General features: G+C 66.2%; 11 protein-coding genes and 2 tRNA genes. 9 read left to right on the top strand and 4 right to left on the bottom strand.

All coding sequences use genetic code 11. The features are described from left to right. Positions 1-87: 87 nt before the first annotated feature. A complete protein-coding gene (locus tag AC3IT0_RS13560; protein ID WP_489320291.1) occupies positions 88-1,200 on the top strand; it encodes a branched-chain amino acid aminotransferase in 1,113 nt (370 codons plus the stop codon). Between the two features lie 120 nt (positions 1,201-1,320). Here AC3IT0_RS13560 and AC3IT0_RS13555 read toward each other — a convergent pair whose 3' ends face one another. Further along, the gene (locus AC3IT0_RS13555; RefSeq protein ID WP_489320290.1) at positions 1,321-1,923 is read right to left on the bottom strand and encodes a hypothetical protein; all 603 of its coding nucleotides are present in this window, start codon (positions 1,921-1,923) and stop codon (positions 1,321-1,323) included. Between the two features lie 100 nt (positions 1,924-2,023). Between AC3IT0_RS13555 and AC3IT0_RS13550 the strand changes: the two genes are divergently transcribed. The 4 genes from AC3IT0_RS13550 to AC3IT0_RS13535 are packed head-to-tail and all read left to right on the top strand — an operon-like array spanning position 2,024 to position 5,935. Continuing rightward, a complete protein-coding gene (locus AC3IT0_RS13550; RefSeq protein WP_489320289.1) occupies positions 2,024-2,821 on the top strand; it encodes an MBL fold metallo-hydrolase in 798 nt (265 codons plus the stop codon). Positions 2,822-2,877: 56 nt separating this feature from the next. Continuing rightward, on the top strand, positions 2,878-3,654 hold the full coding sequence (locus tag AC3IT0_RS13545) for a fumarylacetoacetate hydrolase family protein (protein WP_489320288.1): 777 nt from the start codon (positions 2,878-2,880) through the stop codon (positions 3,652-3,654). Positions 3,655-3,674: 20 nt separating this feature from the next. Continuing rightward, positions 3,675-5,189 carry a glutamate--tRNA ligase gene (gene gltX, locus AC3IT0_RS13540; RefSeq protein ID WP_489320287.1) on the top strand — a complete coding sequence of 505 codons (1,515 nt, stop codon included), beginning with the start codon at positions 3,675-3,677 and terminating at the stop codon, positions 5,187-5,189. Then, entirely contained in the window at positions 5,189-5,935 is a 747-nt protein-coding gene (locus tag AC3IT0_RS13535; RefSeq protein WP_489320286.1) for an HAD family hydrolase, read from the top strand. The genes gltX and AC3IT0_RS13535 overlap by 1 nt, the downstream gene beginning before the upstream one ends. On the opposite strand, the gene AC3IT0_RS13530 is transcribed toward AC3IT0_RS13535, so the two are convergent. Then, a complete protein-coding gene (locus tag AC3IT0_RS13530) occupies positions 5,932-7,491 on the bottom strand; it encodes a hypothetical protein (RefSeq protein WP_489320285.1) in 1,560 nt (519 codons plus the stop codon). The two genes, AC3IT0_RS13535 and AC3IT0_RS13530, sit on opposite strands and share 4 nt — an antisense overlap. A 314-nt stretch (positions 7,492-7,805) precedes the next feature. On the opposite strand from AC3IT0_RS13530, the gene AC3IT0_RS13525 reads away from it, so the two are divergent. From AC3IT0_RS13525 to AC3IT0_RS13510, 4 genes are all read left to right on the top strand, one after another. Then, a tRNA-Gln gene (locus tag AC3IT0_RS13525) sits at positions 7,806-7,877 on the top strand. 146 nt (positions 7,878-8,023) lie between these two features. After that, positions 8,024-8,096 (top strand) — tRNA-Glu (locus AC3IT0_RS13520). Positions 8,097-8,249: 153 nt separating this feature from the next. Next, entirely contained in the window at positions 8,250-10,019 is a 1,770-nt protein-coding gene (locus tag AC3IT0_RS13515) for a dynamin family protein (RefSeq protein ID WP_489320284.1), read from the top strand. Next, positions 10,016-11,632: a GTPase gene (locus AC3IT0_RS13510; protein ID WP_489320283.1), complete on the top strand. Its 1,617-nt coding sequence runs from the start codon at positions 10,016-10,018 to the stop codon at positions 11,630-11,632. Before AC3IT0_RS13515 ends, AC3IT0_RS13510 begins: the two co-directional genes overlap by 4 nt. A 1-nt stretch (position 11,633) precedes the next feature. On the opposite strand, the gene AC3IT0_RS13505 is transcribed toward AC3IT0_RS13510, so the two are convergent. Both AC3IT0_RS13505 and AC3IT0_RS13500 read right to left on the bottom strand, forming a co-directional pair. Further along, a complete protein-coding gene (locus AC3IT0_RS13505; RefSeq protein ID WP_489320282.1) occupies positions 11,634-12,173 on the bottom strand; it encodes a DUF1697 domain-containing protein in 540 nt (179 codons plus the stop codon). A gap of 47 nt (positions 12,174-12,220) precedes the next feature. Continuing rightward, positions 12,221-12,940: an IclR family transcriptional regulator gene (locus tag AC3IT0_RS13500; RefSeq protein ID WP_104061235.1), complete on the bottom strand. Its 720-nt coding sequence runs from the start codon at positions 12,938-12,940 to the stop codon at positions 12,221-12,223. Positions 12,941-12,992 lie beyond the last annotated feature (52 nt).

The raw sequence follows: 12,992 nt of genomic DNA, 5'->3' as shown, positions 1-12,992 counted from the left end.
GGGCGTAAGCTTGTTTCGAATCACCAAATGCTGCCCTGCGGTTCAGTGTTGAACCACATTCAGAAGGCAGCCGATCGTGGAGGAACCATGACTCAGACCGCCCATGGCGTCGAATTTAACCAGCAGCTCTCGGCAACCCCGAAGTCAGCTGAAGAGCGTGCAGCCATCCTGGCGAACCCGGGATTTGGCAATTACTTCACCGACCACACGGCCGTCGTCGACTACAGCGTGGACGAGCAAGGCGAGGGTGGCTGGCACAACGCGCGCGTTGAGGCCTACGGACCCATCTCGCTAGACCCGTCTGCCGCGGTGTTGCACTACGGCCAGGAGATCTTCGAAGGACTCAAGGCCTACCGCCACGCCGACGGGTCCATCTGGACCTTCCGTCCGGAGGCCAATGCGGCCCGCCTGAACAAGTCGGCGCGGCGCCTGGCACTTCCGGAACTGCCTGAGGAATACTTCCTGGGCGCCATCCGGGAACTCGTGCAGGCGGACAAGGAATGGGTCCCTGCCGGTGACGGCGAGGCTCTTTACCTGCGCCCGTTCATGATCGCCACCGAGGCGTTCCTGGGTGTCCGGGCAGCGCGTGAGGTGTCCTTCCGGGTGATCGCATCGCCCGCCGGCAACTACTTCGGCGGCGAGCTCAAGCCCGTGTCCATCTGGATCTCCCGCGAGTACGCCCGCGCAGGCCGCGGCGGCACCGGTGCGGCCAAGTGCGGCGGCAACTACGCTGCCTCCCTGATCGCCCAGCAGGAAGCCGAAGCCAACGGCTGCAAGCAGGTGCTGTTCCTGGACCACTTCAACGATGACGCCGTGGAAGAGCTCGGCGGCATGAACGTTTTCTTCGTGATGAAGGACGGCTCATTGGCCACTCCCGCACTGAGCGGAACCATCCTCGAAGGCGTGACCCGCTCCTCCGTGATGCAGGTTGCCAAGGACATGGGCCGTGCGGTGACGGAGCGCAAGATCACCCTTGATGAATGGCGCGACGGCGTGGCCTCTGGCGAGATCGCCGAGGTCTTTGCCTGCGGCACCGCAGCGGTGATCACCCCGATCGGTGTTCTGAAGGACGCCACCGAATTCATCGGCTCCGAGGACGCGAAAGCGGGGGAGACCACCATGGCCATCCGCGAACAGCTCCTCGGTATCCAGACCGGAACCGTGCCGGATACCCACGGCTGGCTGACCCGCCTGGCCTAGCAAGGCAATTCACTTAGGAATAACAACGGCGGTTGGCCGGCACTGTGGGAAGTTCTACACACTGCCGGGCAACCGCCGTCGTCCGTTAACGGGGTCTTCCTTTAACAGTGAGTCGCGGCCTCAGCGGCGGGCGGCCTTCCGGGCAGCATTCTTGAGGGCCTTGCGGGAGACCGGTTTCAGGGCCTTGCGCGCCGCTTCGTCGGCCAGGGCGCGGTTGCGGCGGGCATCGATGACGTCGTTCCAGAGTGCGGTGGCGAAGGCGCCGCCGTCCTGCGCGTAGACGTCGTAGGGGTAGTCAGCGAAGACGGACGGCGTGGTGCCGCCGGCGGGCAGATCCTTCCCTGTTATCTCAGCGACGGCGTCGGCAATTGCCCAGGTCCGGGTCAGGTGCTTTGTCAGGTTTTCCTGGACAAAGATGTTCGCATCACTGGCGGCAGCGGCGCGTTTCAGGAGTGACTCCAGCTCTCCGGCCACGGAGCGGGCCGCCACTTTTTCCACCAGCTGTGAACCAGACTTGAGGTCCCCGGCGAAAGCATCGACTTCCTCGCGCCAGTCGGTGGTTTCGCGGAACTTCTTCCACGTGGGGAACCAAACAATGGCACCCGTCGCGTGGTTGTGGATGTGCTGAAGGCCGGTGTTCTTCTCTGTCAGTGCGTGATCGTGTCCTGCGGCGTCGGCGCCGGACAGCAGTTCTGCTAACGAGATGGTGGATGAAGTGCTCATGGATTCTGCCTGGCTGCTCTCTCTGGGCGATGGGTTCAGCAGCCATAACCGGCATCGGGGGTGCGGTTATTCCGCGCCATCGTGATGCGAAGATGGTGCAGTGAACTCCACCACAAGCGGCACGCCCCTCGCTGCCAGCCCACTGACGGCTTTCTTCCTGGCTCCCAATCCCGGGCCCATGAGCCTGGACGGGACAAATTCCTATGTCATCTCGGCCCCCGCGTCCAGTGCATCCGTGGTGGTGGATCCAGGGCCCGCCGACGAGGGCCACCTCCGCCGCCTTGCGGACGTGCGCCCCGTGGAACTCATCCTGGTGACCCACCGGCACGCCGACCACACTGCGGGTTCCCGGCGGCTCCACGAGTTCACGGGCGCCCCAGTCCGCGCGGCCGATCCCCGGCACTGCCACGGCGGGGGCGAGCCCCTGCAGGACGGCGAAACCATCCAGGCGGCGGGAGTGACCATCCGCGTCCTGGCCACGCCTGGCCACACTTCGGATTCGGTCTGCTTCCACCTTCCCGACGACGGCCCGCACGGTTCTGTGCTGACCGGCGACACCATCCTGGGCCGCGGCACCACCATGCTGGACTACCCGGACGGGAAGCTGGGGGACTACCTGCGTTCGCTCGACCGGCTCGAAGCCCTTGGCCCGGCCACCGTCCTGCCGGCCCACGGGCCGGTACTTCCCTCCCTTGCGGCCATAACCCGCGCTTACAGCGAGCACCGGCACGAGCGGCTGGCGCAGATCCGCGCGGCGCTGGCCCGGCTTGGCGGGGACGCAACGGTGGCCGACGTGGCAGACGACGTGTACGCCGACGTCGAACCTTCCGTCAGGCGGGCGGCCGAAATGTCGGTGGCGGCGCAGCTTGACTACCTCCGATGGCTGCCCGACGCCTGACAGTGTGACGATGACGCAGGGCAGGTGCCGCCGCTCAAGACGGTAGGCTAGCAACCATGCGTATTGCCAGGTTTGTAGTCGATTCTGATCCCCTCTACGGCGTTGTTGAAGGCGAGTCCGGCAGTGAGGAAATCACTGTCATCAACGGCGACCCCTTCTTCAACGGGGTGGAGCGCACCCACGTCAAGCACAAGCTTGAAGACGTCCGGTTGCTGGCGCCGATCATTCCCCGCAGCAAGGTGATTGGTGTGGGCCGCAACTTCGCCGAGCACGCCGCGGAGCTGGGCAATGAAGTCCCGCAGCAGCCGTTGCTGTTCCTGAAGCCGAACACCTCAGTCATCGGCCCCGGCGACCCCATTGTGCTGCCGGAATTCTCAGACGAAGTTTCGTTCGAAGCCGAGCTGTGTGTGGTCATCGGCCGGATCTGCAAAGACGTCCCGGAAGATCGTGTCGACGATGTCATCTTCGGCTACACCTGCGGCAACGACCTCACCGCCCGCGATGTCCAGAAAACGGACCTGCAGTGGGCCCGGGCCAAGGGCTTCGACACGTCGGCCCCCCTCGGACCGTGGATCGAGACCGAGCTGGACACCGAAGACCTGGCCATCAAGGGCTGGCTCAACGGCGAACTGCGCCAGGACGGCAGCACCAGCCAGATGATCCGCGGCGTCAGGGAAATCGTCTCCATCGTGTCCCAGGCCTTCACCCTGCTTCCCGGCGACGTCATCATGACCGGCACCCCGGCCGGCGTCGACCTCGTCACCGCGGGGGACCGCTACGACGTTGAGATCGAGGGCATCGGCCGCCTGTCCAACCCGGTGGTCCGCCGCTGACGGGTAAAGTTGGAACCACTATGACTACTGCCTCCGAGCTGAACCCTGCAGCCATCCCGTCCGTCACTGCCGAAACCCCGGTCCGGGTGCGGTTCTGCCCGTCACCCACGGGCACCCCGCACGTGGGCCTGATCCGCACGGCGCTGTTCAACTGGGCCTATGCCCGGCACACGAAGGGGACCCTGGTCTTCCGCATCGAGGACACGGACTCGGCGCGGGACAGTGAGGAAAGCTACCACCAGCTGCTCGACGCGCTGAAGTGGCTGGGCATCACCTGGGACGAGGGCGTCGAAGTGGGCGGCCCGCACGAGCCCTACCGCCAGTCCCAGCGCAGCGACATGTACCAGGATGTCATCGCGCGGCTGAAGGCAGGCGGCCACATTTACGAGTCCTACTCCACGCCGGCCGAAATCGAAGCCCGCCACCGTGCGGCTTCCCGGGACCCCAAGCTGGGTTATGACGGGTTTGACCGGCACATCACCGAGGAACAGCTGGCCCAGTACAAGGCAGAAGGCCGCCAGGCCGTGCTGCGCCTGCGGATGCCGGATGAGGACCTCACGTTCAAGGACCTCGTCCGTGGCGAGATCACGTTCAAGGCCGGCTCCGTGCCCGACTTCGCGGTGGTCCGGGCCAACGGCGCGCCGTTGTACACGCTGGTAAACCCGGTGGACGATGCATTGATGGGAATCACCCACGTGCTGCGCGGCGAAGACCTGCTCAGCTCCACGCCCCGCCAGATCGCGCTGTACCGTGCCCTCTACGCCATCGGCGTGGCCGAGTACATGCCGGAATTCGGCCACCTTCCCTACGTCATGGGCCAGGGCAACAAGAAGCTCTCCAAGCGCGACCCCGAGTCCAGCCTGTTCCTGCACCGCGAACGCGGCTTCATCCCCGAGGGCCTCCTGAACTACCTGTCCCTCCTGGGCTGGTCCCTGAGCGCCGACGAGGACATCTTCACTGTCATGCAGCTCGTGGAGCACTTCGACATCCATGATGTGCTGGCCAACCCGGCACGTTTTGACCTGAAGAAGGCGGAGGCCATCAACGGCACGCACGTCCGCATGCTTGAGGCGGCCGATTTCCGTGCACGCTTGGTGCCGTACCTCCGGGCCGCGGACCTGGTCGGCGAGATCCTCACCGACCGCGAGGAGGAGATCCTCATCGAGGCCGCACCCCTCGTCCAGGAGCGGATCACGCTGCTGGGGGAGGCCCCGGAGATGCTCGCCTTCCTGTTCAAGGCCGACGACGCGATCGACATCGCGGATGACGCCCGCAAGGGCCTGCCCGCCAACCTGACCGAAGTGCTGGACGCCGCCCTGGCGGCCCTTGAGCCGGTTCAGGACTGGAACCCGGAGGAGATCCAGACGGCGCTGAAGCAGGCACTCGTGGAGGACCTCGGGTTGAAGCCGCGGCTGGCGTTCGGTCCTGTCCGCACCGCTATCTCCGGGCGCCGGATATCGCCGCCGCTCTTCGAATCCATGGTGATCCTGGGCAAGGACTCGTCCCTGCGTCGGCTCCGCACCTTCCGCGGCTGATGTCTTCCACCGGCACCACAGCTGGCGGGGTCCTGAGCACGCGCTTCGGGACCATCCGGGGCGTCCTGTTCGACATCGACGACACCCTGGTGGATCTTGAATACGCCATGACCACCGCCCTGCGTGAGGTCAGCGAGCACCTCCTGCCTGGTCTGGACCAGACCGGGTGGGATCGGTTCGGCAGGATCTTCACGCACGAGACCACTCACTACTACGACCGGTACCTGGCGGGGGAACTGACCTTCAACGACCAGCGCCTCCTGCGGGGACGCGCCGCCCTGGGGCACTTCGGGGTGGATCTTGCCGACGGTGAAGAAGCGCACCGGTGGCTGTCGGCCTACAGCCGGCTGCAGCCCAGCTATGTGCGGGCCTTTGAAGACGTGCTTCCGCTCCTGGACCTGCTGGACGCGGCCGGCATCCCCTACGGTGCCGTCAGTAACAACGTGCACGATTACCAGCGGGCAAAGCTCGACGGCGCCGGCCTGGGACGCGTTGTGCGCCTGGTTGGCACGGACACCGTGGGGGTGGCCAAGCCTGAGCCGGCCATCTATCTCGAAGGCGTCCGCCTGCTGGGGACCGCGCCGGAGGAGACCCTTTACGTGGGGGACAACAGGATGCTGGACGCTGAAGGTTCGACGGCGGCGGGCCTGATAGGCGTCTGGCTCAACAGGGTGGGGGAGCCTGCGGGCCACTATCGTGGCGCCGCGGTCAGCACGCTGACAGAACTCCTGCCACCCGTTAGCTAAGCCATGCTCAGCCGCAGGGCCCGCCGCCGAAGCAGGACATAGCCCACGACGGCGCCAGTCACCAACAGCGCGACCAGAACGAGGGCAATGACCGGGTCATTCAGCCAGGATGACGGCGAGACGGCTGAGACCTTGGTGTGAAGTTCCTTCGTGCCGGCCGCAATCTTTGCGTTGCCGTCCGCCAGCTTGCCTGCACCCTCGACGAGCTTGCCGGAACCATCGTCCAGTTTGCCGTTGCCATCCGCGAGTTGCGCCGTTCCGGACTGCAGTTTGCCGGTTCCATCCGATAGCGTCACAGTGCCGTCAGAAAGCGCTTCGGTTCCCGCGAGCAGGCCAGGGTTGGCAGGATCATTATCCCCCTTGATGCCCTGGGTCAGCTTGGTGGTGCCGGCCTGGAGGTTATTTGCGGCGTAAATCAGGCCGGGGCTGTCCGGGTTGCCCGGAACGCCGTCCATGCCGACGCGGATCTTGGCAGTGCCGTCAGCGAGCATGCTGGTACCCAACACCACGCCGGGGTTCTGCGGATCAGTGCTGTTCAGCTTCTGCGCCAAGGTAGCGAATCCGGCCGTCAGCAGTCCTGTCCCATCGTTCAACTGACCTGCGCCGGTTGCCAGCGAGCCCGTTCCTGCTTTCAGTTGAGCGGCACCGTCGTTCAACTGTGTGGCTCCGGCGTTGAGTTTTGCCGCCCCAGCCTCCAATTGGCCGGCTCCGGCATAGGCCCTGCGTCCGCCGTCGGCCAGTTTGGCGATCTGTTCCTTGAGCAGCGCCAACGGCACTATCCCTTGGGGCCCGTTGGCTGCTGCCTCAAGCTGGTCCAGTCCCTGGCTCAAAGCTGCGAGTCCGTCGCCTTTGGTGGGATCGTTGCCCGCCCCGGGGTAGCCTTTTAGCTGCCCCGTTCCGGCCCAGAGCTGGCCCGCGCCATCCCGCAGCGCAGCAGTGCCGGCGCTGAGTTGCGAGGCGCCCGCATCCAATTGACCGGCCCCGGCGGCAAGCCGTTCGGTCCCAGCTGCCAGCTGGCCGGCGCCGTCGGCAAGGTTGTTCGGAGCGTTTCCGGCCGCTGTGGGCGTCAGGGCGGCAGAGAGCTGGACGGCGCCAGCCTGAAGCTTTCGGGCACCGGCGTCTACTTGGTAGACGCCAGGGACGAGCTTATTGATCACATCGTTTTGCAGCTTGGTGGTCCCGGCGTGCAACTTGTCGGCCCCGGGCGTCAGCTGGTCACGGACGCCCGCGAACAGTTGCCCTGCGCCGGCCTGGAGCTTGGCAGCACCGGAATGGAGCTGGCCGGTGCCGTCCTTGACCTGGTTCGCGCCCGCGTGGGCGGCGCCCGCACCGTCCGCCAACTGCCCCGATCCGTCCCTCAGCTGCTCTGCACCGCTGGCTGCCTGGCTGGCACCTTCCATCAGCTGGTTGGCTCCGCGGGAAATCTGGCCCGTCAGGTAGGTGTAAAAGGCCAGGAAAAGAATGAGGAGAATGGATAAGACGATGATTGCCACTTGCTGGGAGCGGACTCGGGTGGTCTTGGCTGTAGCAGTGGCTGCTATTCGGGTGGTCAACACTGACGTTCCTAACTTTCCTGCCGGGCGACATTGCCTGCTGGTGAAAACCGTGCGTGGTCTGGAGTCCCTTGTCCTCGTGGGTCCCTAGGTCAGGGCGGGAGTTGTTACTGGTTGGTAACTTACCGAGAGTAAACTAGCCCGCGGAGACGCGCAAGAGTCGCTACGGAGGCGCCTGTGTCATGAGATGCGGCAGGGGAATGTGCGGGGGGAGGGCGTCGATTTGTGCCAGCCCCAAGTCTCAGGTAAAGTAATTTCTCGTGCTGAGGCGCACGGAGCGCGGGTTTAGGCCTGAAACTCCGGCCCGAAAGTATCATTGGGATATGGTGTAATTGGCAACACTACGGTTTCTGGTACCGTCATTCTAGGTTCGAGTCCTGGTATCCCAGCTCTGTTTAGTCGCAGTAATTCCGCGGCAAATCAGGGGTTTCAAGGAGGTTTGCCGATTTGAAACACAAGCTGAGTGTATGAAATACTCATTTAGCAAAACTGGCTAATAGCCAAATAGAAGGCGCAAGCCTTTTTGGAAGTACGCGGCCCCATCGTATAGCGGCCTAGTACGCTGCCCTCTCACGGCGGTAACGCGGGTTCGAATCCCGCTGGGGTCACAACGAACGGTCCCGGGCATCAGCCCGGGGCCGTTTTTGGTTGTTGCGTCCGCCCTGCCGGTAACAGGGCCCCGGTGGAAAAGCAGCAGCAACTGGCATGATGAAGCTGTGACCTCCTCAGACGGGCTTCGTCCCACGCAGCCTCCGCCGCCGATGCGCGCACCGAAAACGCAGCCTGGCCCGTTCCATCCGGCGTCGGAGCCGGCGGTGGCCTTGCTGGAAGCAGTCCGTGGGGATCTTTCCGCGGTGTCGTTGCCGCTCGCCCTTGCGGGCGTCGAACAGGCACGCCAGGACACGCGGAACGCCGTGGCCCAGCTGGACGACTACATCCTGCCGCGGTACCGCAGCCTGGACGCACCGCTGCTCGCCGTCGTCGGGGGTTCCACGGGCGCCGGCAAGTCAACGCTGGTGAATGCTCTGGCGGGGCACCCGGTCACACGCTCCGGCGCCATCAGGCCCACCACCCGCCAGCCCATTCTGCTGCACCACCCGGCCGATGCCGGCTGGTTCGAAGGCCACCGTGTGCTGCCCACCCTCAACCGGATCCGGGGCACCGTCTCCGTGGAACCCGTCCCGGCCAGCCGGGCCGGCGCAACACCCGATGCGGAGGCCATTTCCTCCCTGGTGCTGGTGGCGGACCAGGCTGTTCCGCAGGGGATCGCGCTGCTTGACGCTCCCGACGTCGACTCCATCTCCGACGACAACCGCAGGCTCGCCGGTCAATTGCTCGCCGCCGCGGACCTGTGGGTTTTTGTAACCACTGCCAACCGCTACGCGGACGCGGTCCCGTGGAGGCTGCTCCTGGACGCGGCCTCCCGGGACATCATGGTGGCCGTGGTCCTGGACCGTGTGCCGGCGGAGGCCGAAGCCGAAGTCAGCACCGATCTCCGCGCGTTGCTGCAACAGGAAGGCCTCGGCGATGCCGGACTGTTCATTGTGCCGGAGACTGACCTGGACCATCTCGGCATGCTGCCAACGAACGCCGCGGAGCCGTTGCGGCGCTGGCTGCGGGAACTTGCAGCCGACGCCGCCGGGCGGTCCGAAATTGCCCGCCGGACCCTTAACGGGACGGTGAAGGCGCTGGCCGGGCGGGTCGGTGCAGTGGCGCACGCGGTCCAGGGGCAGGAGCGGGCCGCGGCCTCACTCCGGGCGTACGCTGATGCCGCCTATCGCGATGCCGGAACCCGGATCCTGGACGCAACAAAGGACGGCGCCCTGCTCCGCGGGGAAGTGCTGGCGCGCTGGCAGGACTTCGTCGGAACAGGGGAATTCTTCCGGGCGCTCGAACAGAACATCGGACGGCTGCGGGACCGCGTGGGAGCCTTCTTCCGGGGCGAGCCGACGCCGGCCGTCCGGGTTGAGGCCGCCATCGAAACCGGGTTGCAGGCCGTCATCCTGGACGAGGCGGCCAACGCCGGCGAAGAAACAGACCAGCGGTGGCGCTCAGACCCGGCCGGCCGCGGGCTCCTGGGGACGGACGATCTGTCCGGCACCAGCCCGGGCTTTGCCGAGGTGGCCGCAGCGGAGATCAGGGCCTGGCAGGCCGGCCTGATGGAACTGATCCGCACAGAAGGGCAGGGCAAGCGCACACAGGCGAGATGGCTTTCCTTCGGCATTAACGGACTGGGTGCCGCCCTGATGATCGTGGTGTTTTCCATGACCGCCGGCCTCACCGGGCTGGAGATCGGAGTGGCGGGCGGCACCGCCGTCGTCGGCCAGAGACTGCTGGAGGCGGTCTTCGGCGAAGACGCGGTCCGCCGGCTTGCGCAGACGGCGCGGGATGACCTCCACGCCCGTTGCCAGCGGCTGCTGCAGGCAGAGCAGCAGAAGTTCCTCCAACGCCTGCCGGAGGGCGGCACGGACACCGGCCGGATCCTGACTGACCACGCCGCTGCCCTGGCCCGGCTGGCGGACAAGGCATGAGCCGCCACAGCGTTGCCCGTGAAGCGTCGCAGCTGGACCGCAGGCTCGAAGCCCTGAACGATGCCCGCGAACTCGCCGAAGGCGTCTTGCCGGATGCTGCGCTCGAGGAAGTGTTCGAGCTTCTCGAACGCGCGAGCTCCCGGCGCTCACTCTCGGCCGATCACACCGTTGTGGGGTTCTTCGGTGCCACCGGCAGCGGCAAGTCGTCACTCTTCAATGCGGTCAGCGGCGCTGAAATCGCGACGGCGGCCGCCCGCCGGCCCACAACGTCGGAACCATTGGCAGGGGTCTGGGGAGCGGACGGCAGCGAGCCGTTGCTGGACTGGCTGGAGGTGCGCAACCGCCACCATGCCGAGCCAGTGGCAGGCTTCGCGGACGAGGGCACGGGGCTGATCCTGCTGGACCTGCCTGACTTCGATTCCACCAGGGCCGCGAACCGCGAGATCGTGGTACGCATGGTTGGCCTGGTCGATGTCCTGGTCTGGGTCCTGGATCCGCAAAAGTACGCCGACGCGGCAGTCCACAACGATTTCCTGGCGCCCCTGGCCGCCCATGGAGCCGTGACCTTGGTGGTCCTCAACCAGGTGGACCGGTTGCCCGAACGGGACGTGCAGCCTGTGCTGGAGTCCTTAAAGGGGATCCTTGCCCGTGACGGGCTGGGCAAAGTGCAGGTCTTGGGAGCATCCGCGCTCAAGGGCACGGGCGTGGACAAGGTCCGGAGCGCCATCCGCAGTGTGGCGGTACAGCGCCAGGCGGTTTCGCAGCGGCTGGCCGCGGATGTTTCGCGGGCCTCCGGGCAGCTCCGCGAAGCCGCCGGCGCCGGGGAAGCCGCCGGTGTGAGGCCGGCGTCGAGATCCCGGCTCACCGATGAGCTGGCAACGGCCGCCAACGTGCCCGTGGTGGTGGACGCAGTTGCCCGGTCCTACCGCATCGAGTCGACGCGCCGCACGGGGTGGCCGGCGACGCGGTGGCTGGTTCGGTTCCGGCCTGATCCGCTCCGCCGGCTCAATCTGAGAAGTGCTTCTCCGTCCCAACTCAACCGGACCTCGCTCCCGGCCGCGGGGGCTCCGGAACGCGCGCGGACGGACGCTGCCGTCCGCGACTTTGCGGACGCGGCGAGTGCCGGCGCACCCGGACCGTGGCGCGCCGCGATCCGGGGCGCTGCCCGGGAAGGGCGGGACGCGTTGCCGGATGCCTTGGACCAGGCCATCGCCGGCACCGACCTGATGGCGTCCCGGAAGTCCTGGTGGTGGGGGGTGTTCAACGTGGTCCAGTGGCTCGCGCTGCTGACGGTCCTGGGCGGCCTGGGCTGGCTTGGCGTGCTGGCAGGGCTCGGCTATCTTCAACTGCCCGTCCCCGAGGTTCCGAAGGTGGAAGGCTGGCCGCTGCCGACGCTGATGATTGCCGGCGGTGTGGTGCTGGGGATCTTCCTGGCGCTGACCGGAAAGTTCATCGGGTCAGGAGCCGCGAGTGCGCGTGCAGTCAGGGCCAGGAAACGGCTGAAGGTAGCAGTAGGCGAGGTTGCCCAAGAGTTGGTGGTGGAGCCGGTGGAAGTTGAAGTCAACAGGCTGGCTGGGTTCAATAAGGCGCTGAAGGCTGCGGGCGGAAATTAAGTTACGCCAGGGCGGCTGCGGCGTCCCTGACCTTGATCAGCGTCCGCAGGTTCCGGGTTGTGGTGGTTGCTTTGAACTTGGCCTTGGACGAGATCTTGCTGAAGGGGCTGTCCAGCGTCCCGCCGGCCGGAGCCAGCCAGGCCAGCGCTTCCGGGCCGAGGCGCTTCTGTTCAGTCCCCTCAAGGGACGCGCCGGCGGCGTCCAGTTCATCGAGCACGGCGGTGTCCGAGGCCAGGGTGATGTACGTGTGCGTTGCCTTGTCGTCCGCCGGATACGGGCAGGCCGCCACGAGGTCGGCGACCCGCTGTGCCGTCAGGACAACTACCCAGGCATCGTAGCCGAACGCGTCGCGCAGGCATTTTTCAAACGTCCCCTTGACCGCAGCAGGATCGTCTTTGCTGGCAAGCACCACATTGCCGCTGGCCAGCAGCGTCTTGACGTCCGCGAACCCCTGCGCTGCAAGGGCATTCTTAAGGTCCGCCATCTTGATGTTGATGCCGCCGACGTTGATCCCGCGGAGGAAGACTGCGTAGCTGTTCATGCCGACAGCCTAGCCGTGGGCTGCCGGCACTGGACGGAGGAGAGGGCTCAGTCGTTGCTCTTGCGCAGGGCCTCGGTGAGGAGCCGCGCGGCGTTGCAGACCACTTCGGCGTGGAGGCGGCCCGGCTGGCGGGTGAGCCGCTCGATGGGGCCGGAGATAGAGACGGCGGCGATGACGCGTCCCGACGGTCCCCGGACGGGGGCCGAGACTGAGGCGACCCCGGGCTCGCGTTCGCCGAGGCTCTGGCCCCAGCCCCGCCGTCGTACACCTGCCAGCACCGTGGGCGTGAAACGGGCGGCCTGCAGGCCCTCAAGGAGCCGGTCGTGGTCTTCCCAGGCGAGCAGCACCTGGGCGGCGGAGCCGGCCTTCATGGAGAGTTTGGTGCCGACGGGGATGGTGTCGCGCAGGCCGATGGGGCGTTCCGCGGAGGCGACGCAAATGCGCCATTCTCCCTGGCGGCGGAAGATCTGGGAGCTTTCGCCGGTGGCGTCGCGCAGCTGCATCAGGACCGGCCCGGCGGAAGCGATGAGGCGGTCCTCACCCGCGGCGGAGGCAAGCTCCACCAGGCGGCTGCCGAGGACAAAACGGCCCTGGATGTCGCGGCTTACGAGCCGGTGGTGGATCAGGGCCAGGGCGAGCCTGTGCACGGTGGGCCGGGCCAGGCCCGTTGCGGCCACCAGCTGTGCCAGCGTGGTGGGTCCGGCCTCCAATGCATCAAGTACATGGGCCGCTTTATCAATGACGCCGACTCCACTAGAATTGTCCATGTAATGATATTGCCGTCTCATTATCTGAGATGCAAATCTTTGGGCTGGCACA

The sequence above is a fragment of the Pseudarthrobacter sp. KH_020_B genome, assembly GCF_057840185.1.
This window is presented reverse-complemented; position numbering and strand designations above follow the sequence as displayed.